16 protein-coding genes and 1 pseudogene are annotated in these 19,826 nt (G+C 69.6%); 6 read left to right on the forward strand and 11 right to left on the reverse strand.

Annotation, left to right across the window (positions count from 1 at the left end; translation table 11 throughout):
- The first annotated feature begins 144 nt into the window (after positions 1 to 144).
- Positions 145 to 1,143, forward strand: coding sequence for an LLM class F420-dependent oxidoreductase (locus BXA10_RS19250; RefSeq protein ID WP_245828314.1), 999 nt, complete (start codon positions 145 to 147; stop codon positions 1,141 to 1,143).
- 15 nt (positions 1,144 to 1,158) lie between these two features.
- Here BXA10_RS19250 and BXA10_RS32220 read toward each other — a convergent pair.
- From BXA10_RS32220 to BXA10_RS19270, 5 genes and pseudogenes are all read right to left on the reverse strand, one after another.
- A pseudogene (locus BXA10_RS32220) lies at positions 1,159 to 1,255 on the reverse strand (IS5/IS1182 family transposase); the annotation flags it as partial.
- A gap of 20 nt (positions 1,256 to 1,275) precedes the next feature.
- Complete coding sequence (locus BXA10_RS19255) at positions 1,276 to 2,109, reverse strand: helix-turn-helix transcriptional regulator (protein WP_076471794.1); 834 nt, start codon at positions 2,107 to 2,109, stop codon at positions 1,276 to 1,278.
- A gap of 334 nt (positions 2,110 to 2,443) precedes the next feature.
- The gene (locus BXA10_RS19260; RefSeq protein WP_076471795.1) at positions 2,444 to 3,868 is read right to left on the reverse strand and encodes an aldehyde dehydrogenase family protein; all 1,425 of its coding nucleotides are present in this window, start codon (positions 3,866 to 3,868) and stop codon (positions 2,444 to 2,446) included.
- 157 nt (positions 3,869 to 4,025) lie between these two features.
- Complete coding sequence (locus BXA10_RS19265; protein ID WP_076471796.1) at positions 4,026 to 4,841, reverse strand: class I SAM-dependent methyltransferase; 816 nt, start codon at positions 4,839 to 4,841, stop codon at positions 4,026 to 4,028.
- Between the two features lie 476 nt (positions 4,842 to 5,317).
- Positions 5,318 to 8,776 (reverse strand): phosphodiester glycosidase family protein, encoded by a 3,459-nt coding sequence (locus BXA10_RS19270; protein WP_076471797.1) that lies wholly within the window; start codon positions 8,774 to 8,776, stop codon positions 5,318 to 5,320.
- A 766-nt stretch (positions 8,777 to 9,542) separates the two neighbouring features.
- On the opposite strand from BXA10_RS19270, the gene BXA10_RS31560 reads away from it, so the two are divergent.
- On the forward strand, positions 9,543 to 10,154 hold the full coding sequence (locus BXA10_RS31560; RefSeq protein WP_281251441.1) for a Tn3 family transposase: 612 nt from the start codon (positions 9,543 to 9,545) through the stop codon (positions 10,152 to 10,154).
- Between the two features lie 2 nt (positions 10,155 to 10,156).
- On the opposite strand, the gene BXA10_RS19280 is transcribed toward BXA10_RS31560, so the two are convergent.
- Positions 10,157 to 10,849, reverse strand: a complete 693-nt coding sequence (locus BXA10_RS19280; RefSeq protein ID WP_076471798.1) for a GntR family transcriptional regulator — start codon at positions 10,847 to 10,849, stop codon at positions 10,157 to 10,159.
- A 108-nt stretch (positions 10,850 to 10,957) separates the two neighbouring features.
- Between BXA10_RS19280 and BXA10_RS19285 the strand changes: the two genes are divergently transcribed.
- A complete protein-coding gene (locus BXA10_RS19285; RefSeq protein WP_076471799.1) occupies positions 10,958 to 11,491 on the forward strand; it encodes a YbhB/YbcL family Raf kinase inhibitor-like protein in 534 nt (177 codons plus the stop codon).
- A gap of 33 nt (positions 11,492 to 11,524) precedes the next feature.
- Positions 11,525 to 12,409, forward strand: a complete 885-nt coding sequence (locus BXA10_RS19290) for an SCO6745 family protein (protein ID WP_076471800.1) — start codon at positions 11,525 to 11,527, stop codon at positions 12,407 to 12,409.
- Between the two features lie 472 nt (positions 12,410 to 12,881).
- On the opposite strand, the gene BXA10_RS19295 is transcribed toward BXA10_RS19290, so the two are convergent.
- Positions 12,882 to 13,292, reverse strand: a complete 411-nt coding sequence (locus BXA10_RS19295; protein ID WP_076471801.1) for a VOC family protein — start codon at positions 13,290 to 13,292, stop codon at positions 12,882 to 12,884.
- Between the two features lie 445 nt (positions 13,293 to 13,737).
- Between BXA10_RS19295 and rox the strand changes: the two genes are divergently transcribed.
- Positions 13,738 to 15,159, forward strand: a complete 1,422-nt coding sequence (gene rox / locus BXA10_RS19300; protein WP_217696807.1) for a rifampin monooxygenase — start codon at positions 13,738 to 13,740, stop codon at positions 15,157 to 15,159.
- 258 nt (positions 15,160 to 15,417) lie between these two features.
- Here the strand turns inward: rox and BXA10_RS19305 are convergent, their stop codons facing one another.
- From BXA10_RS19305 to BXA10_RS19320, 4 genes are all read right to left on the reverse strand, one after another.
- Positions 15,418 to 16,653, reverse strand: a complete 1,236-nt coding sequence (locus BXA10_RS19305) for an RNA polymerase sigma factor (RefSeq protein ID WP_076471803.1) — start codon at positions 16,651 to 16,653, stop codon at positions 15,418 to 15,420.
- On the reverse strand, positions 16,650 to 16,979 hold the full coding sequence (locus tag BXA10_RS19310; RefSeq protein WP_076471804.1) for a YciI family protein: 330 nt from the start codon (positions 16,977 to 16,979) through the stop codon (positions 16,650 to 16,652). Before BXA10_RS19310 ends, BXA10_RS19305 begins: the two co-directional genes overlap by 4 nt.
- A gap of 53 nt (positions 16,980 to 17,032) precedes the next feature.
- The gene (locus tag BXA10_RS19315) at positions 17,033 to 17,641 is read right to left on the reverse strand and encodes a dihydrofolate reductase family protein (protein WP_076471805.1); all 609 of its coding nucleotides are present in this window, start codon (positions 17,639 to 17,641) and stop codon (positions 17,033 to 17,035) included.
- 433 nt (positions 17,642 to 18,074) lie between these two features.
- Positions 18,075 to 19,163: an epoxide hydrolase family protein gene (locus BXA10_RS19320; RefSeq protein WP_076471884.1), complete on the reverse strand. Its 1,089-nt coding sequence runs from the start codon at positions 19,161 to 19,163 to the stop codon at positions 18,075 to 18,077.
- Between the two features lie 112 nt (positions 19,164 to 19,275).
- On the opposite strand from BXA10_RS19320, the gene BXA10_RS19325 reads away from it, so the two are divergent.
- Positions 19,276 to 19,755, forward strand: a complete 480-nt coding sequence (locus BXA10_RS19325) for a MarR family winged helix-turn-helix transcriptional regulator (RefSeq protein WP_076471806.1) — start codon at positions 19,276 to 19,278, stop codon at positions 19,753 to 19,755.
- Positions 19,756 to 19,826: the final 71 nt, after the last annotated feature.

A 19,826-nucleotide genomic window follows, 5' to 3' on the forward strand; every position in this document is an offset into this window, starting at 1 on the left:
CCCGTGCGGGCAGCGGCGTCCTGCGGGTGCCGGTGCGGGCGCTGCCGCTGAGCCGAACCGCCGCCCCGCATCGCATCGTGGTGCCGGCCTCTCCGCAGCTCACGGTGTCGACGTCACCGGAAGCCGGCTCTCGCTGCCCAGCGGATGCGTCCCGTCGGCGCGCTCACCGCGTTCCATTTCCGGCACTTGAGAAAAGGAGTCAGTCACATGCCACTGAAACTTGGCGTCAGCCTTCCGCAAGATTCCCGGTACGACTTGACGACGGACGTCGTGAAGTTCGCGCGGGCCGCCGAAGAGATCGGGTACGACAGCCTCTGGGTGTACGAGCGTGTGCTCATGCCCGTCGACCAGAGAGGTCCCCATGGTCTGTACAACGTTCCTGATCTGCCCTGGCCGGACGTCTATTCGTCCACCGGCGAGCCACTGATCACTTTGGCGATGGCTGCTGCTGTCACCGAGCGGATCGAGCTGGGCACGGGTGTCCTCGTTCCGCCGCTGCGCACGCCGTTGCAGCTGGCCCGATCCCTGGCGACGCTGGATCACCAGTCGGGTGGCCGAGTCGTCGCCGGCCTTGGCGTCGGCTGGTCGATCGACGAGTTCGCCGCGGCCGCGCCACGGCCGTACTCCGAGCGCGGCGCGGCTCTCGACGAGTTCCTGGATGTGGCCTCGGCGGCGTGGGGCCCGGATCCGGTGTCGTTCGGCAACGACCGCTACCGCATCGCCCCGGCGATGGTGAAACCGAAGCCGGCTCGCCGGATTCCGATCTATTTGGGCGGTATCGGTCCGGCCGCGCTGCGCCGCATCGCCCGCCGCGGCACCGGATGGCTGCCCACCGGCGTCCCACCTGAAATGGTCGTGGCGCAGCTCGCGCAGCTACGTGAAATGGCAGCCGAGGCGGGACGGGACCCGGCCGAGATCAACTGCATCTACCAGGTGCTCGTGCAGGACCTGTCCGAGGTGCCGGCGGCGGGCCGCCAGCCCTTCGCCGGTAGCCCGAAGCAGTTGGTCGAGGACTTGGCCGTCCTGGCTGAGGGCGGTGTGCACCACGTCTACGTCACCGCGACGATGGCCAGCAAAGACGTCAACGAACTGATCGACAACAGCGCCGCGATCCACGAGGCGGTGCGTGGCGCAGGACTGTGACTGAGCCATTTCGCGTCCTGCGTCGCGGGTGGTTTCGACGTGACGCAGGACGAGGATGGCTTCGACGATCACGGTGGCTCGGCGTGGGCGGCAGCGCAGCTTGACCAAGGCGCCGCCACCCGTCAGGGTGCGTCAGACGTGCTGGGCGCCGACGACGGAGAGCAGCCGCAGCTTCTCGTCGCTGGCCGAACCGGGCACGGCGGTGAACACCAGCAGTGTCTGCGACTGGTCCGGATCCACCAGGATCTGGCAGTGCAGCTCCAGCGCGCCGACCTCCGGATGCTGGAAGCGTTTCGGTGGGCACATGGCACCCGGGACGGGATGCTCGCGCCACAGTCGTGCGAACTCCGGGCTCTCGGCCAGCAACGCGTCGGCGATCTCCGCCGCGCGCGAACCTCGTCCGTCCCGGGTGTACGCGGCGTGCAGGTGCGCGGCGAGCAGGCGGCTGTGCGTCGCGTGGGTTTCGGCCGGGTACAGCTGCCGCGTGGCCGGATCGGCGAACCAGCGGTGGTGCAGGCTGCGGGCCAGCCCGGTGTGCCGGGTCTCGTCGCCGAGCAACGCCACGGCGGGGGGCGTCTGCGCCAGCGTCTCGCCGAGATGGTTCACCACCATGGCGGGGGTGTCCTGAAGCCGGTCGAGGATCCGCATCATCCCCGGATTGACGTGGTCGGCCCGGACGGTGCGGTGCGGCACGGCATGCCCACCGAGCTGGAACAGGTGGTCCCGCTCCGCCAGCGACAGCCGCAGCCCGCGAGCCAGGGCGGCGAGCATCTGCTCGGAGGGCTGCGGGCCGCGCTGCTGCTCCAGCCGGCTGTAGTAGTCGGTCGACATCCCGCTGAGCGAGGCGACTTCCTCGCGCCGCAGGCCCCCGGTACGCCGGCGCGGGCCCCGGGGCAGGCCTACGTCCTCCGGCTGGAGCGCCTCCCGCCGGGTACGCAGGAAGTGGGCGAGTTGAGCGCGGTCCACGGTGTCTCCCCCTTCCGCCCGACGTCCGCAACTGGTGACAACCAGTGGGACCCTGTGCGCTGTTCCGTAATGTGGCCAACGGTGACGCGCCCGGCCCAGCGCATCCAGGGTCAATCGGTCCCTGGATGCGCGCGGCCGTCACATTCGTCGTCGGTCTCCCCAGAAGCATCACCAGTCACGCCGAGGCGTGTGGCGTTCAGCGGTTGGGCCGGCAACGACCAGGCCCCCTCGCCGTCCGGGCCACGTCGGCCGTGGTCCACCGCCGGGCCGAAATCGCCGGGGCAACCGCGGGCGGCCTCGACCGACCGTACGGCCGGGCCGCCCGCGGCGGCGGTCAACGCTGGATCGACTTGATCTCCAGGAACTCCTCGAGGCCGAAGCGGCCGAACTCGCGGCCGTTGCCGGACTGCTTGTAGCCGCCGAACGGGGCCAACGCGTTCCAGTGGCCGGCGTTGACGTCGACCTGCCCGACGCGCAGCCGCCGAGCGACCGCGAGAGCGTGCTCGGGGGCGCCGAACACGCCGCTGGTCAGGCCGTACTGGGTGCCGTTGGCGATCGCGACGGCCTCCTCCTCGTCCGCGTAAGGGCTGATCGTCAGCACCGGGCCGAAGATCTCCTCCTGGGCGATCGCGGAGTCCGGGTCGACGTCGGCGAAGATCGTCGGCCGGACGTAGGCGCCCGTCGTCAGGCCATCGGGCCGGCCAGGGCCACCGAACACCAGCCGCGCCCCGTCGGCGATGCCCCGCTCGATGTACCCGTTCACCTTCACCCGATGCGCCTCGGACGCCATCGGGCCGATCCGGGTCGCCTCGTCGGTCGGATCACCCACCGTGTACTGCCGGGCCGCCTCGACAGCCAGCGCGACGACCTCGTCCTGGCGGGCCGCCGGCACCAGCATCCGTGGCCACGCGCCGCAGACCTGCCCGCCGTTGCTGAACGCCATCATCAGGCCCTTGTGCACCGCCTCCGGCAGATCCGCGTCGTCGAGAATGATGTTCGCGCCCTTGCCGCCCAACTCGAGCGCGACCCGCTTGACGGTCTCGGAAGCCACCGCGGAGATACGCCGTCCGGCCCGGGTGGAGCCGGTGAAGGAGATCATGTCGATGCCCGGGTGGGCCGAAATCGCCTCTCCGACGACCGGGCCGGTGCCGTACACGACGTTGAACACGCCTGCGGGTACGCCCGCGTCGGCGGCGACCTCGGCGAGGATCAGCGCGGTCAGCGGGGCGTTCTCGGACGGCTTGAAGACCATCGTGTTCCCGGCCAGCAGCGCCGGGGCGAGCTTCGACACGACCTGCTGGAGCGGGAAGTTCCACGGGGTGATCGCGCCGACCACGCCGATCGGCTCACGGACGATCAGCGAGTTGCCGATCTCCTCGGTCCACGGGAACTCGCCGGCGAGGCTCGCGATGGATTCGATCACCGCCGCCGGGAAACCGACCTGGGCGGTCCGGGACAGGGAGATCGGGGCGCCCATCTCGGCGGTGATCGCTGCGGCGATCTCCTCCTGCCGCGCGGCGAGCCCCGCGGCCAGGCGGCGCAGTACCTCCGCGCGCTCCTGCGGGGTGGTGGCCGCCCAGCCGGGGAGGGCGGTCCGGGCGGCGGCGACGGCGCGGTCGACGTCGGCGGCGGTGCCGGCCGGCGTGTGGGCGACGGTCTCGCCGGTGGCCGGGTTGACGACGGGAATGGTGCCGGCCGAGCCGGCGACGATCTCGCCGCCGATCCAGTGGCCGGTGACGAGGTGAGTCGTAGTGGTCATGAACCGACCGTGGCACCGGCCGGGTACCCCAACCAGGTGCGGTTCATCCGGGACTCGGCGATCCCTGGCTGGGCGGCACGCACCCCACCGGATCTCGCGGCGGACGAGGGAGTTCCGGGCGCCGGGAAACCCCTGACTGCCAGGGTCCCGAGTCGCCTCAAGCCGTCGGTACGCCGGCCTGAGGCGGGTCTGCGGGTAGCCGCCGGACGCGCAGCACGCAGGTCAGCATCGGGAGGGTGAACTCGCCGTCCGCGGTCTCCGGTCTGCTCGCCAGGAAGGTGCGGATCCGGCCGAGCGTGGCCTCCCGTACCGGGTCCGGCATGACCAGCATCCCCGCTCTCGTGGCGAGTGTCGCCACCAGAGAGTCGGCGGTGCGGCGCTGCCCGTGCGGGAATCCGGCCTGCTCCGGTGAGCCGAACCGGGCGGACCCGCCGGCCTTCGGCAGATGCGCGCGGGCCGTCTCGGCGCGCCAACTGGTGGGCGTGTCACGCGGGCCGATGGCCGCGCTGCCGCTCACCCGCGCCAGCCCGGCGATCCAGTCGACTCGGTCGTCCATGACGTTCCACAAGCCGGACAGGATGCCGCCGGGTACCAGGACCCTGGCTATCTCGGGCCCCGCCACGGCCATGTCGAACCAGTGCATGGCGTTGCCGGCCAGCACGGCATCGACGGACGCGTCCGGCAGCGGTATCGCTTCGGCGCTACCCGGCAGGGCACGGACGTCCGGGAGTACGCGGTGCAGCTCGGCCAGCATCGCCGGGTCGGGTTCGACCGCGGTGACGTCGGCGCCGACCGCAACCAGCGTGGCGGTGAGCTTGCCGGTTCCGGCGCCGAGGTCGAGCACCCGCAAGCCGGGCGCGGGCTCCAGCGCCCAGCGAACCGCGGCCTGGGCGTAATCCGGGCGGTGTTCGGCGTACGCGGTCGCCGCCGCGCCGAACGACGAGGCGTGCAGGAGAATTTCGTCCTGTTCCACGCGACCAACCTATCGGCAGCACGCGCAGCTGGTCGACAGGCGTCGATGGCCGTGCCCCCTACCAGCTGCCCACGAATCATGACCCCATCGCCGATCATGCTGGCCGACCGCTTCCTGCTCACGTCGCACCGGATCGACCGGAGTCGACACGGTTGTCTTCACCGGGCCGCGGGCGGACTACGCGTCACCTCAGCCGTAGATCGCCGTTCGAGGTCAGGGACAGACGCGGACCGGCCCGGACGGAAGCGCCCAGAAGTTGCAAGCGAGGGGATCGCGGCCTCGGTGAGGCGTTGACCAGGCTGCTTGATCGGGTTCGGGGTGGGCACCTTGGTGCCCACCCCGAACCCGGTGGTGGCCCGCCGGCCTGTTGCGGCCCGTCTCCGAACCGTTCCCGCGTATGGACCTACTCGACCCGGAGCAGCCCGGTCAGGCCCGGATACCCGGCCGGACCTCCGCTGCTACAGCTCCATCGGAGCTCAGTGCTCGTCGCTCCGCCCTGCCGGAACCGCCGGTCCCACCTGGATGGTCTTCGAAGTGGTGATCGGCGCGAGCGAGGTGTCGTCGGTGTACTGCCGCATCGAGTCGCTCGTCACGGTGACCGTCACCGAACCGGGGCGCAGCGCCGTCAGCGTCCGCGTCTGCGGGTCGAGGATCGCGGCCTTGCCGGCACGGCGGGCCTCCACGATGGCCGCGGCGCCGCTGCCGATCGCGAGGTTCGACGATCCGCTCCAGTGCACGGACATCGGGTACTGCAGCGGCACCACCCGGGTGCCGGTGGACACCCCCTGAGGCTGAACGATGCTGCCGCTGAGCTGCGCCGTCTTGTTCAGGTCGAGCTTTTCCGGTGCGTTCAGCGTGACCGACTGCGCGAAGGCCCGCACGTCCGCCTCCAGCCACTGCTGGTCCGCGTTGCGGTCGCTGTTCACCGACCAGTTCACCCAGCCGGTGAAGCCGCCCCGGTCCGGCGTGCCGTAAGGGTCCTTGCCTGACGACGGCAGCACGACGTAGGGAACGCCTTCGACGCGGTGGACGCTCGCGACCTGGGCGTGGGAGCCGAACATCACGGCGCCCTTGCCGGAATCGTCGCGGAAGTCGGTCAGCAGCTTCTCGACCAGCTGCACCTCGTCGCGGTCACCGAGCTGGCTGGACTTCGTCTCGGCCGGGTCGTCCACCGGGTGGTGGGCGGCCACGACGACGTTGTGCACCGACGGGTCGCGCTCGGCCTCGTCGAGCGCCTTCTGCATCATCGGCAGCTGATCCCAAGCCGTGCCGCGGAGCGTGCCCAGCGAGCTGGCCAGCAGGATGAACCGGGTGCCCTTGTGGTCGAACGTCCGGTACGGCTGTCCGAACTCGGCCTTGAACGCCGACAGATCCGACTGGGTGTTGTTGAGCCCGTACGACTCGTGGTTGCCGGGGACGTAGTAGCAGGGCAGCTTCCCAGTGCGCGGGTCGGGCGTGCTGTTCTCAGCCGGCTCCTGGCCGACCGGAATCAGATCGCACCCCGCATCGGTCAGCACCTGCCGGGCCAACGCGAGATCCTGCGGCAGACCGCGGTCGGTGATGTCACCGTTGAGGATCACCAGGTCCGGCTTGGCCTGCCGGATCCGCCGCAGGGCGGCCGTCGCGACCTGGGTCAGGTTCGGGTTGTCCGCGGTGAACTGCACATCCGACAGCGACGCGAAGTTCCAGGTGCCGGCGCCGTGCTCCAACGAGCCGTCGGGCGACACGAGCCGGTCCGCCCGCAGTGCGGGCTGCGCCGGAAGCTCGACCGAGGTCGGGACATCGGCCTCGATCCGGTTGAGGATGAACGTGCCCGCGTGCTGCTCGGCCGTGTTGGTGTTGATTCCCTGGAAGCCTGAGATCGAGATGGGGAACGCCGTGCCGGCGGGCAGCGTGAACGTCGCGTACTGCCAGTCGTCGCTGGCCACCAGCGCGGTTCCGTAGACGCCCGTGCCCTTGCCGTTGGCGTCCGAGTAACCCAGGTAGGTCAAGCCACTCGGCACGGCGATGCTCGACTTGATCCGCAGCCGTACGCGCAGCGGCTGACCCGGCACCGTCACCCGGCTGGCGACGGAGGCCGCGGCGATCCCGACGTTGCGCATCGCGGCGAAGTCGATCCGCAGGCCGTCAGGGTCCTTCGAGAACGTGGTCGCCGCGGTGCTGTTGTTGCGCCACCGGGCGAGCACGTCGTCGCTGAAGTCGTACGCCGAGACCGTCTGCACGCCGACCGTGATCGGCAGCTGCACCGACCTACCCGAGACGGACATGGTCAGGATCGTGCCGGCGGCCTTCAGCGGAGTGACCTTCAGCTTGCCGGCGAACGGCTGGACGTCGACGACGCTGTGGTCGTAGTCCAGCGTGAGGTCGGTCGGGTCGATCGGCGCGGTGTAGCCCTGGTCGTCGCGGCCGGTGACGCTCACCGTGACCGCAGCCTCGGGCGTCGTGTCGGCGATGGAGAGGCGACTGGCCGACAGCTCCACGCTGTCGAGCTTGCCGAGCACGTCGACCTTCATCAGGGCGCCCGTGTGCCCGACGCCGGCGGTGACCGAAACGGCGCCCGACGCGCGCGCGGGGGCCGCCAGCACGCCGGACTTCACGGACGCGCCACGGGAGTTCCAGCGGACCGACTCCGGATCCACCGCGACGGGCGCCTCGTGGTCGTCGACGCCCTGCGCGACCAGGGCACGGTGCAGCCCCGGGAAGACCTTCACGCCGCCGTCGCTGGACGTCCCGCCCTCGGCCGGTTTGATCACGAGCTGGTGCAGCTTGCCGTCACCCGGTGCGACGAACACGCCGACGCCGTTCGGGTCGTTGCGCTCGTGGCCGTCGGACGGCACGTTGCGTACGGTCGCCTCGGTCGCGCCCAGCGCGCGGGCGACCATCGTCGTGGAGCCGCCGCCGTCGAGGTTGACCGCCGTCTCGACACCCAGAGCGGCGAGGTCGCGGGCCTCCTTGTCGATGCCGACACCACCCTTGCCGGTGCCGCCTGGACCATCCCAGGTGGCGAGGATCAGGGTACGGCCGCCGTCCTTGAAACCGAGCGCGGTGCGTGGCGCGATCGAGGTGTCCAGGCCGGGCGCGACCTTGCCGCCGGAGACGATCGTCCCGCCGTTGCCGAGCGCGAACTTCATCTTCTTGGTCACGTCGTTCGACAGCGAGTACTTCAGCGTGACCGGGTCGCCCGGGTGCAGTTCGCGCAACGCCGTCGCCGCAGCGTCGCGACCGACGAGAGCGAAGCCGTCCTCCGGAATCGCGCCCGAGCCGGCCGGCCCGTTCGGCGCGACGGAGACGACCTTGCCGCCGGAGACGACCACCTCGGCAATCCGGCTGGCGTCGACTCCGCTGAGCCCCCGGTTGCGGCTGTAGGTTCCCCACGCGGCGGTGAAGGCGATCAGGCCGTCGGCGGGTACGCCAGCGCCGTTGGCGGCATTGATCGACAGCACCTTGTGATCCGCGCCGGCGAAGTTCGCGGTCGAGTCGACCGTGAGGTCGACGAGCTGGGCGATGCCGTCCTGGCTGACGCCGACGTGCTGGCGTCCGCCGATGTCCGCTGTCTTGACCAGTTGGCCGTTCTGGATCTCTCCACCGAGCGCCGCGTTGCTGCCGCCGATGTCGAAGAACTCACCGTTGACACCGGCCACGGCCCCTGCCTTGTTGGCCGCGACGCTCAACGGACCGCCCGACGCGACCGGGCCGGAGGTCAGCAGGTCCGTGCTGACCGCGTGGTTCGACAGGTCCACGGTCAGGAACTGCGCGTCGTACCAACCGCGCTGGTCCAGCGCCTTGACGTGTTGAAGACCGATACCCGGACCGATCTTCTCATTCGTGTTGACCAACGGCAGACCGCCGGTGACGGGTGCGTCAGGCTGAGGCGGATTGGCCGCCGCGGCCGCCGGAAACGCCATCAGCGTGACCGCGGCTGCGAGTACGCCCACCAGTGGTGTGATCGTTCTGGCGTTTGGGGTTTTCGATTTCACTGCGATCCTTAACTTGGAGCGGCAGCAGGCGATGAAGTGCCCGCTCCGCCCCAATGGAGTCGGGGACCGCGCAACCTTAATGATCTTGGACGAACCCCAGGTGAACCGGCCCTGACCAGGCCTTGAATGCCCAGCGAGGGAGCGCACGCCCCAATCCTGCTCCGGTGTGGCATTCGCCGCTGGCGCTGACACGCTGCTCAGGAACTCCAGCTGACCGATCGAGAAGACCCGGGCGCTGTGAATAGCTCGCTGACGGTGTCGTGTGTCTAATCGGAGCCTTCAAAACGATGAATTGATTTGACGACCGGCTGCTTCGACGTCTCGCCCGTCCTGTCCATCGATCGGACCCGAGGGCCGGCGGCCTGGGTTGATGGCGTCGTCGGTCGTGGACAGTGCCGACGATCCACAACTCACGTTCGACACACCGGAGGTGGCGGCGGCCCTCAACGCTCCGCCCGGCCGTCCCGAGTGGACCTGTCACCGGCCGCAGGCCCCGCACGCCGCGCGTGGCCGGGGGCTGTTGTATGGCTGCCGGTCCGTGGCGCCCCGCCGGCGTAGGTCGTAGTCACACTCGGCGCACAGCAGACTCGCTCGGCGGGCCTGCTGAACGGTGCGGCCCGCTGAGTGGAAACCCGCGCCGCACATAACAGTCATTATGGTGTGCCAACGTTTTGTCCGAATGGTCTGTACCGTTTATCGGATTAGCATTACCAGTAATCCAGTAATGGCAGGCCATGGAGCCGCCGCAGGTCTTCGACCGTGTGGCAGGCCGCCGGCGACCTGGCGAAGACCGAATCTCCGTTGCCTCGGTGCCGGCCCGGCCGGAGGATGCAGTGCACTGACACGCACGGCACCTCTATCGTCGGGTTCGCCTTCGCCGACCTGCTCGGCCGATCAGGTGCTGCGACGCTTCACCCGCGGCGGGCCCAAGCACCCCACCTACCGGGCAATCGAGGAACTCGGGCAGGCGGTACGTGCGGCCTTCATCTGCGACTACCTCGCCGACGCCGACCTGCGGCGCGAGATCAACGACGGCCGCCAGGTCTTGGAGAACTGGAACTCCGCCAACCAGAGCCTGTTCTACGGCAAGGACGGCGACCTGACCGGCTCCGACAAGGAGTCCCAGGAAATCTCGGTGCTCGCCGTGCACCTGCTCCAGTCCGCGCTGGTGCACGTCAACACCCTGCCCCTCCAAGACGTCCTGAGCGAGCAGATGTGGCAGAAGCGGCTCACCGAGCGGCGGGCTCTATCCCTGTTGTTCTGGACCCACGTGAACACCTACGGCCGGTTCGAGCTGGACATGACTTCCCACCTCGACCTCAGTGTTGTGGCGTAAGCCTAGGTGGCGTGGCCTGAGTCGTCGGTCAGCGCAGCCGCGGTCAAGGTGAGGTGCCGGACCAGGACCGCGGCTGCGGTGTCGGCGTCGCGGGCCAGCACCGCCTCCTCCAGCATGCGGTGTTCCTTGGCGCCGTCCCGGTCGGGGTTGCGGTGCGCCGACCAACGGCGGGCCAGCTCACTCGCGGTCCACAACCGGTCGAAGGTCTCCAGCAGCGCGTGGTTGCCACACCCTTCCAGCAACGTGCGGTGGAAGGCCCGGTGAGCATCGGCCCAGGCGCCGGTGTAGTACTCGCCCTCCTCCGGCACGTACGCCGGAGTACGCACCAGACGATGGTGGGCGGCCCGCACGCGGGCCTCCCAGTCGACGTCGCCGCGCTCGATGGACATGCGCAGGACGACCGGTTCGATGGTCCGACGGGCTTCCGCGATCTCCTGCCAGCGGCGGTCGGAGAAGGACGGGACTGCGAAGCCGCGGTTGGGCAGCCGGTCGGCGAGCCCTTCGCCGACCACCCGCACGAGCGCCTCGCGCACCACGGCGAGGCTCACGCCCTGCTCCTTGGCAAGGTCCTGCGGCTTGAGCGGGGCGCCAGGGGGGTGGTCCCCGCGCATGATCGCGTCCCGCAGGTGTGCGTAGACCTGCTCGGAAAGCATCTGCTTCCCCGGTGGGGTCGAGAAGCGCGCCGCCTCAGTCATGAGCCCAGCCTAGACGATCCTAGACGATCCACTTAATAATCGATTATCTGTGTTACTGTCGATTCGGTAGCCCATGAGGGCGCCCCCGTCCGGAAAGGAACTACTGCTGTGCCTGCCAACGACCCCTTCGCCCGCCTCGCCCAGGCGGCCTCATTCACCGTCACCAGCACCACCGTCACCGACGGCGCCGCCTGGCCGCCCGAGCAGCACTCCTCCGGTCTGCCCGGCGGGAAGGACACGTCCCCGCAACTGTCCTGGAGCGGCGCCCCGGACGGCACCAAGAGCTACGCCGTCACCGTCTACGACCCCGACGCCCCAACCGGGTCCGGGTTCTGGCACTGGGCGGTCGCCGACATCCCGGCCAGCGTCAGCGAGCTCCCCGAGGGCGCCGGCGACGACACCGGCTCACATCTGCCCGATGGCGCCTATCAGTTGCCCAACGACGCCCGCGTGGCCCGCTACATCGGCGCCGCCCCGCCGGCCGGACACGGCCCGCACCGTTACTTCGTCGTGGTGCACGCCCTCGACATCCCCTCGACAGGCGTCCCGGCCGACGCCACACCGGCCGTCCTCGGCTTCACCATGGCCGGTCACACCCTCGGACGCGCCGTGTTGATCGCCACTGCCGAAACACCCGCCTGACAGCGCCCCTCGACTCCCGGAGACACCACCGCGATGCACCTCGACGCTCTTCCCGACTCGGCCCGCACCGGCGACGGCCCGACGGACGTGAACGCCGTCCGCGCCGTCAGCCGCGCCGTCAGCGCCGCCCACCTGTTCATGTATCTTGCCCCCGAGACCACCGAGGAGGCGGCCGAGCTCGGCGTGACCGACCGCGGGCCGGCATATCTGGCCTTCCGGTCGGCCGCGATGGGCGCGGTTCCGTGGCAGGTCACCCTCGCGGCCTTCTACAACTTCAGCCCGCGGGCAGTGCGGGCCATGGCGGGCGTATGGGACGCCGCGCCGCCTGAGCGGTGGCAGGCCGCCCGCTTCCTGGCCGCCGGCCGGGCGATGCGGCGCGTCGACGTACATCTCACGGATGACCACCTTGCCGAGGCGCGCTCGCTGATCGACCCGGTCGTCGCCGGTGCCGACTACGCCGGCAAGGTGCTGGCCGCCGCGAACGCCTCGGTCGCGCTTCCCTCCGATCCTCTCGTCGCACTCTGGCAGCAGATCACGGTGGCGCGCGAGTGGCGCGGCGACGCCCATCTCGTCGTACTCGCCGACAACGGCCTCGGGCCCTGCGACTGTCTCGTTCTGCACACCGCAACCGGCCGCCTCTCCACAGCTCTCGCGCGAGCGACCCGCCAGTGGAACGACGAGGAGTGGAGTGCGGCGACGGCACGCCTCGTCGCGCGCGGCTGGCTCGACTCCAACGCTATGGTCACCGAGGCCGGCAGTGCGGCACGCGAGCGCATCGAAGTGGAAACAGACGAGCACTGCGCCGCGCTGTGGGCACCGATCGGCAACGCAGGCGCCCGCCGCTTCGCCTCGCTCATCGCACCGATCACCAACGCATTCACCGCAGCAGGGACGTTTCAGGGTGAGAACGGGTTGTGAGAGCGAATCCGGGGTCGGCCCCTCGGCAGCCCTCCACGTTCGGCCGGTCGGAGGCCGACGACGTCGAGCAGCACGCCTGTCCGACAAGGCCACCGGCACCGCCGGGCCGATGCGGTACCTGCTGCACCGTTACGTGGACGCAACCTCGACGGCGTGGCGAACTTCCGGCTCCCGTGGTCGCCGTTGCCAGAACACACCGGGACGCTCCTCGTCGAGGCGTTGCAAGCCTCGACTCCGGACGCCTATCGGGCAGTGCGGATGCTCTTGACCGACTCCGACCTCACCCGGAAGATCGTCGCGCCGTGCCGTGCTGACCGGTGCCGGCCGTATCCGCTCTCACCGACTCAGCGCGGTGACCGACACCGCCCGCGTCTTCCGCGTTGAGCCCGAACGCGCAACTCGTTCGGCTTCTGACCTCTTTTGTTGCGTGCTGGGCTCTCCCTGGCCTGGCGAGGAGAGCCCAGCGGCCGCTCTACTCGCTCTTGGACCAGATCGGGCCCTGGTCGGTCCAGGTGACGCCCTTGTTGCGGCAGAGGCAGAACGGGTGGCCGATGGGGTCGGTGTAGACGCGCCAGCCGTAGCCGTGGGGGCCGATCGAGTCCTGCCGCAGGGTCGCGCCGAGGGCCAGGATGCGGCTCTGTTCGGCCTCGATGTCGTCGACTTCGAAGTCGAGATGGAACTGCTTGGGGTGCTCGCTGTCGGGCCACTGCGGGGCGCGGTAGTCCTCCACCCGGATGAAGGCCAGCTCGATCTCGCCGAACCGGATGCCGGCCCAGTCGCCGTGGCTGCCCTCCTTGACCGGGCGACCCGTCACCTCTGAATAGAAGGCTGCCAGCGCCATCGTGTCGGGGCAGTCGATGATGAAGTCGGTGAGTCGCAGCATCCCGCGATCTTGCCACAAGATCAAATATGCCGGAGCTGGTCCGTGTCGGCAGCAGGGCCGGACCGTCGACCGCGACCCGCCGGGCCGGCACACCGAATTCCCGCTGCACCACACCGGCCCGTTCGGAGTCGTGCCCGGGTGGCGGGAAAAGCAGTGGACCGGGTGGTGCTCAGGCTTGTAGCTTGCGGTTGCCCGTGACGCCGCCCGAGGAGGTGAGACCCATGAACGCTGTATCGATGTGGGTGCTCCCCCTTCCCGTCACGGTCGGGCGATTGACGTAGGTGTCGCCGGGAGCGCCTCGCCAACAAGGCACTCCCGAAAGGCAACACCTATGCGCTCTCTGCGATTCACCGCCGAGCCATCGGCCACCGCTTCGACCGGGGGCGACGTGAGTGACGTCCTCGGGCTCCCCGCGTCGGCCTCCGACACCAATCCTGCGCCCCTCATGTTCGACGTGATCATTGCCGGGTGCGGGCCGACCGGTGCGATGCTGGCCGCCGAACTGCGGCTGCACGACGTGCGGGTACTCGTGCTGGAGAAGGAAACCGAGCCGGCGTCGTTCGTCCGCATCGTCGGTCTACACATTCGCAGCCTCGAGCTGATGGCCATGCGCGGGCTGCTCGAACGTATCCGCGAACGCGGAAGACGGCGTCCGGCCGGCGCCTACTTCGCCGGCATCGACAAGCCCGCGCCCGCGGGCCTGGATTCCGCGTACGCCTATCTGCTGGGCATCCCGCAGCCGGTCATCGTTCACCTGCTCGAAGAACACGCGATCGAGCTGGGTGCGCAGGTCCGGCGCGGTAGCGCGGTGACCGCTTTCCAGCAGGACGACGGCGGTGTGACCGTCGAGCTGGTCGACGGGGAGCAGTTGCGTACGCGCTATCTCGTCGGCTGTGACGGGGCGCGCAGCACGGTGCGGAAACTACTCGGGGTCGGCTTCCCCGGCGAGCCCTCGCGGAACGACACGCTGATGGGCGAGGTGGAAGTGGGGGTGCCGCCGGAGGAGATCGCCGCCAGGATGACCGAGATCCGCGACACCTACAAGCGATGGTGGCTCAGGCCTTTCGGCGAAAGGATCTACAGCGTAGTGGTTCCCGCCGCAGGAGTCAGCGACCGCGCGCAGCCGCCCACCCTCGAGGAGTTCAGGCAACAGCTGCGCGCCATCGCCGGGACCGACTTCGGTGTGCACTCCCCGCGCTGGTTGTCCCGCTTCGGGGATGCCACCCGGCTGGCCGAACGTTATCGGGTCGGGCGGGTGCTGCTCGCCGGCGATGCGGCACACATCCATCCGCCCATCGGCGGGCAAGGCCTCAACCTGGGCGTTCAGGACGCGTTCAACCTGGGCTGGAAACTGGCCGCACAGGTGCGCGGCTGGGCGCCGGAGACACTGCTGGACACCTACCAGGCCGAACGTCGTCCGGTCGCCGAGGACGTCCTGGACAACACCCGCGCCCAGACGGAGCTGCTGTCCAGCGAACCGGGCCCGCAGGCCGTGCGCAGGCTGCTCACCGAACTGATGGACTTCGACGAGGTGAACCACTACCTGATCGAGAAGATCACCGCGATCGGCGTCCGTTACGACTTCGGCGCGGGCCCCGAACTGCTCGGCCGCCGCCTGCCCGACATCGACGTGAAACAGGGCCACCTCTACGGTCTGCTGCATCGCGGCCGCGGCCTGCTGCTGGACCGCACCGAACGCCTGACCGTCGGCGGCTGGTCGGACCGCGTCGACCACCTCGCGGATCCCACCGCGGCGCTGGACGTTCCGTGCGTCCTGCTACGCCCCGACGGCCACGTCGCCTGGATCGGCGACGATCAGCAGGACCTGGACGATCACCTCTTCCGCTGGTTCGGCACGCCCGACTGATTCCGCCCGAGCAGCACCGCGTTCTCGGGCCGAGAGTGCCGCCCGGGGCGTCCGGGTGCAGGTGGCCGAGACCAGGACAGGGCCCAGTACTCCCGAAGCTACGACTGCACCACCGTAGGGATTTCGGTCTCGTCGTGGAGCAGGCTACCGGATGATGACCCCTTGTTCCGTCCGTCGCCGGCGCGACAGGTTGCGGCATGCCAGGGCGCCCCGTGGTCGGCCGCCGCCGCGCGGGGTTTCGATCGGGATCCATGGGGGCTACCGCAGTTGGTCGCGTCGGCGGGTGAGGTAGGCGGTCTCGGCGGTGTTGCCGGCCAGCTCGATGGCCCGGTCGTAGGCCGCGCGTGACTGCTGACTCTGGCCCAGCCGGCGCAGCAGGTCGGCGCGGGTGGCGTGGTAGGCGTGATATCCGGCTAACGCCTCGGCGAGGCGGTCAACGATGGCCAGGGCCACCTCCGGCCCGTCGAGCTCGGCCACGGCGATGGCCCGGTTAAGGGCGATGATCGGCGATGGATCGAGGCGGACGAGCCTGTCGTAGAGGGCGAGAACCTGCGACCAGTCGGTGTCGCGCATGTCGCGGGCGGAGGTGTGCACAGCGTTGATCGCGGCGAGGATCTGGTAGCGACCCGGAGCCGCCCCGGCGGCGGCAGCGGCGAGGCGCTCGCGCACCAGCCGGTGACCTTCGGCGATCAGCTCCGTGTCCCAGGCCCCACGGTCCTGCTCGTTGAGGTTGACCAGTTCGCCGTCGGCCGAGACGCGGGCGGGGCGGCGGGCCTCGATGAGCAGCATCAGCGCCAGCAGCCCGGCCACTTCTCCGTCCTGCGGCAGGAGCGCGCGGATCAGGCGGGTGAGCCGGATCGCTTCGGCGGTCAGGTCGTGGCGGACCGGATCGGTGCCAGGGCCGGTCGCCAGGTAGCCCTCGTTGAACACGAGGAAGAGGACGGCGAGTACGCCGGAAACACGAGCCGGCAGATCGTCGGCGGACGGTATCCGATAGGGGATGCGAGCCGCCTTGATCTTGGCCTTCGCGCGGGTGATGCGCTGCTCCATGGCACGCTCGGCCACCAGGAAGGCACGGGCGATCTCGGGCACGGTCAGACCGCCGAGCATGCGCAGCGTCAAGGCCACGCGGGTCTGCAACGCGAGCGCGGGGTGGCAGCAGGTGAAAATCAGCCGGAGCCGGTCGTCGTCGATGGCGCCCAGAGGCTCGGACGGGCCGTCGTCGTACACCATCTGAGCCTCCTTCTGCTTGTCGTTGCGCCTGCTCTCGCGCCGGATCCGGTCGATGGCCTTGCGGGTGGCGGTGGTGGTCAGCCACCCGCCGGGGTTCGGGGGTACGCCGTCGGCCGGCCACCGCTCGACAGCGGTCGCGAACGCCTCGGCGGCCGCCTCCTCGGCGATGTCGAGGTCACCGAAACGCCTGGTCAGGGCGGCGACCGCCCGGGCCCACTCCTCGTGGTGGGCCCGGCTGATCGCCTCGCGGACGTCGCTCACGTGGACAGAAACGGCCGTACCTCGATCTTCCGGTTGCAGGCCTCCGACCCCTCGGCGGCGAGCTTGAGCGCCACGTCCAGGTCGAGGGCCTCGATGATCCAGCAGCCGGCGAGGTACTCCTTGGACTCCAGGAAGGGCCCGTCGGTGAACAGCGCCTCCCCACTCCGGTTGTCGATGACGGTGGCCGTGTCGGGCGAGGCGAGGCCGCCGGCAAAGACCCAGTGGCCCTCGGCCTGGAGCCGCTCATTGAACACGTCGATGGCGGCATCCTCCTTCGGGGTGGCCGGACCGGTGCCGTCGTCGATCACGGAAATCAGGTACTGCATCTGAAGATCACCTCCTGTGGTGTCACGACAGTGTGATACGCCGGTCAAGGACTTCAAACCGTTGCATACTGCGGGCGCCCGGCCGGCCGGAAGACCTGGATCGTTACGCCCTTCGAGTCGACCCGCGACTCAACCAGATCAAGCGCGAGATCCGGACCGGTCTCCGGGAACAGTCTCGCGCCCAGGCCAACGATCACCGGGATCACGATCAGGGTCATCTCATCGACCAGATCGTTCTTCAACAGCCACCGGACCAGGGCACCGCTCCCGTGCACCTGCAGCTCACCCCCGGGCGTGGCCTTCAGCTCACCGATGGCGGCCGCGAGGTCACCGCGGAGAACGGTCGTTTGATCCCAACGCGGGGCGGTGAGCGTGGTCGAGGCAACGTACTTGGGGGCCTCGTTCAGGGCCACGCCGATGGGATGTGCGCGCATCTGGTCGATCGATCCCCAGGATCCGGCGAACAACTCATAGGTGCGCCGGCCGAACAGGAACGCCTCGGCCCGCTGGTAGGTCTGCGTGATGAACGTCCTGGTCCCGTCGTCGCCCTTCCCCAGGGCCCATCCGCCGCGCTCGAACCCATTCGGGTGGTCGTCCGTGGGGGCGCCGTTGTTCTGCATGACTCCATCGATGGAGATCTGGGTCATGGTCGTCAGCTTCATGGTCGCGTCCTTTGCCTTGGCGCCGCCCTTGTGGGCGGCCTCACCCCAGCTACGAACACCACCGCCCCGATCCGACACCCCCTCCCGGATTCTTTTCGAATGGTTTCCGGGACGCCGGTCGTCGACGATCCGGCAGCACGAGAGCTTCGCGGCGACTGCGCTCCACTTCCTCAAGCGCGCCTACTGCGGACAAGCTCGTGGACCTGATCGATCGCGAAGATCCGGACCAGTGGTGGGCGTGGATCCGCTCGGGCGCGAGGGCGGCCTCCTCGGTGGCGTAGCCCCGAAGCGCCGGATGTGGGCGGTCAGGCCGAGCACGGCGTCGGCTTCGATGGAGACGCCGTTGGTGTTGAACGGGTCTACTGCGAGGGAATGGACGGGCAGGTGGCCTTCGAGAACCAAGCGGACCTGGATCGGCCAGCGCCACGGCGACTCACTCGTCGTTCTCGATGTTGGTGAGGAAGAAGTCCCGGACGTCCTCGGCGAACGATTCGGGCACCTCCATCGCGGCGAAGTGGCCGCCGCGGTCGAACTCCGACCAGTGCCTGATGTCGTACAGCCGCTCGGCCAGTGGCCGCACCGACTGTGTGATGTCGTGTGCGTACACCGCCACGCCGACCGGCACCCGGCACGCTTGCTGGCTTCCACGCGGGGCGTCGTGGTGGAGCCGGCCCGAGGAGGCCGCGGTCGCGGTCAGCCAGTACAACGAGATGTCGGTGAGCATCCGATCGTCGCTGACCGGCGTGGCGGGGTCGGTCCACTGTGCGAATCGCTCGGCGATCCAGACCAGCTGCCCGACCGGTGAGTCGGTCAGCGCGTAGCCGATGGTCTGCGGGGTGAGGGCCTGCAGAGCCTGGTACGGCGGGCGGTTCGCCATCAACTGCCGGATCTTGTCCAGTCGGGCTTGGTCCGCCTCGGACACCTCGACGTCGGGGTCCGGCCGGGTCGGCAGGTAGTTGACGTGTACGCCGACGACGTGCTCGGGGGCCACCGCGCCGAGCGCCAGTGAGATGCCCGCGCCGAAGTCACCGCCCTGCGCGCCGTAGCGCTCGTACCCGAGACGGCGCATCAGTTCGGCCCAGGCCCGCGCGACCCGGGCGGCGTCCCAGCCGCGCTCGTGGGTCGGTCCGGAGAAACCGAAGCCGGGGATGGACGGGATGACCAGGTGGAAGTCGCGCGACAGGGGTTCGATGACGTCGAGGAACTCCAGGAACGAGCCGGGCCACCCGTGAGTGAGGATCAGCGCGAGCGCGTCCGGCTTCGCGGACCGGACGTGGACGAGGTGGATGTTCTGGCCTTCGATCTCGGTGGTGAAGTGCGGGAGTTCGTTGAGCTTGGTCTCGTGTGCGCGCCAGTCGTAGCGGGTGCGCCAGTGTTCGGCGAGCTCCTTGAGCCGTGCCAGCGGGAAGCCGTAGTCCCACCCGGCGTCGGCGACCTCATTGGGCCAGCGTGTGCGGGAGAGCCGGTCGGTCAGGTCGTCGAGGTCGGCCTGCGGGATGTCGATGCGGAACGGCTTGATCATGGCGTGCACTCCAGAGGGATTCATCGGCGAGCGAACGTTGGTCGACCGAACGTTTGCTCGCCAAACGATAGCACGATCATTGGTGGCACCAACGATTCGGTAGACTCGCCGCATGCAGAACCCGTCGGAGACGCCGCCCGGCAGGTGGGAGCGTCTGCCCAGCTGGCTGCTCACCCAGACCGCCGGCCACGCACACCGCCTGGTGGCCGACGGCTTCTCGTCCGTCGGCGCCCGCGGCTACCACTACCGCCTGTTGGCGACGCTGGACGATTTCGGCCCGGCGAGCCAGGCCACGCTGGGCCGCCGTAGCGGCATCCACGCCAGCGACATGGTCGCGACGATCAACGAGCTCGCCGATCGCGAGCTGGTCGAGCGTGCCCCGGACCCCGCCGACCGGCGGCGCAACATCATCTCCCTGACCGACGCGGGCAAGCAGCAGCTGCGGCGACTGGAGAAGCGACTGGCCGAACGCCAGGACGAACTGCTGGCTCCGCTCTCACCCGAGGAGCGGCAGCGGTTGACCGAGCTGCTGTCCCGGCTGCTCGACCACCACAACCAGCGGACCGGCACTCCCGAAGAGCCGTGGAGCTGACGCCGAACGCCCCACGAACTCCTTGCCGCGAGGGCCAGCACAAGGATTCGCCCGGACAGCCACCCGAGGCA

This window comes from Micromonospora avicenniae, from assembly GCF_900156065.1.
Taxonomy (GTDB): Bacteria; Actinomycetota; Actinomycetes; order Mycobacteriales; family Micromonosporaceae; genus Micromonospora; species Micromonospora avicenniae.

What these genes read in the sequence shown, in the direction of transcription:
- BXA10_RS19250 (WP_245828314.1), top strand. Translation starts at nt 145, where the DNA reads ATGCGTCCCGTCGGCGCGCTCACCGCGTTCCATTTCCGGCACTTGAGA.
- BXA10_RS19260 (WP_076471795.1), bottom strand. Translation starts at nt 3,868, where the DNA reads ATGACCACTACGACTCACCTCGTCACCGGCCACTGGATCGGCGGCGAG.
- BXA10_RS31560 (WP_281251441.1), top strand. Translation starts at nt 9,543, where the DNA reads ATGGCAGGCCATGGAGCCGCCGCAGGTCTTCGACCGTGTGGCAGGCCG.
- BXA10_RS19280 (WP_076471798.1), bottom strand. Translation starts at nt 10,849, where the DNA reads ATGACTGAGGCGGCGCGCTTCTCGACCCCACCGGGGAAGCAGATGCTT.
- BXA10_RS19290 (WP_076471800.1), top strand. Translation starts at nt 11,525, where the DNA reads ATGCACCTCGACGCTCTTCCCGACTCGGCCCGCACCGGCGACGGCCCG.
- BXA10_RS19295 (WP_076471801.1), bottom strand. Translation starts at nt 13,292, where the DNA reads ATGCTGCGACTCACCGACTTCATCATCGACTGCCCCGACACGATGGCG.
- rox (WP_217696807.1), top strand. Translation starts at nt 13,738, where the DNA reads ATGTTCGACGTGATCATTGCCGGGTGCGGGCCGACCGGTGCGATGCTG.
- BXA10_RS19310 (WP_076471804.1), bottom strand. Translation starts at nt 16,979, where the DNA reads ATGCAGTACCTGATTTCCGTGATCGACGACGGCACCGGTCCGGCCACC.
- BXA10_RS19315 (WP_076471805.1), bottom strand. Translation starts at nt 17,641, where the DNA reads ATGAAGCTGACGACCATGACCCAGATCTCCATCGATGGAGTCATGCAG.
- BXA10_RS19320 (WP_076471884.1), bottom strand. Translation starts at nt 19,163, where the DNA reads ATGATCAAGCCGTTCCGCATCGACATCCCGCAGGCCGACCTCGACGAC.
- BXA10_RS19325 (WP_076471806.1), top strand. Translation starts at nt 19,276, where the DNA reads ATGCAGAACCCGTCGGAGACGCCGCCCGGCAGGTGGGAGCGTCTGCCC.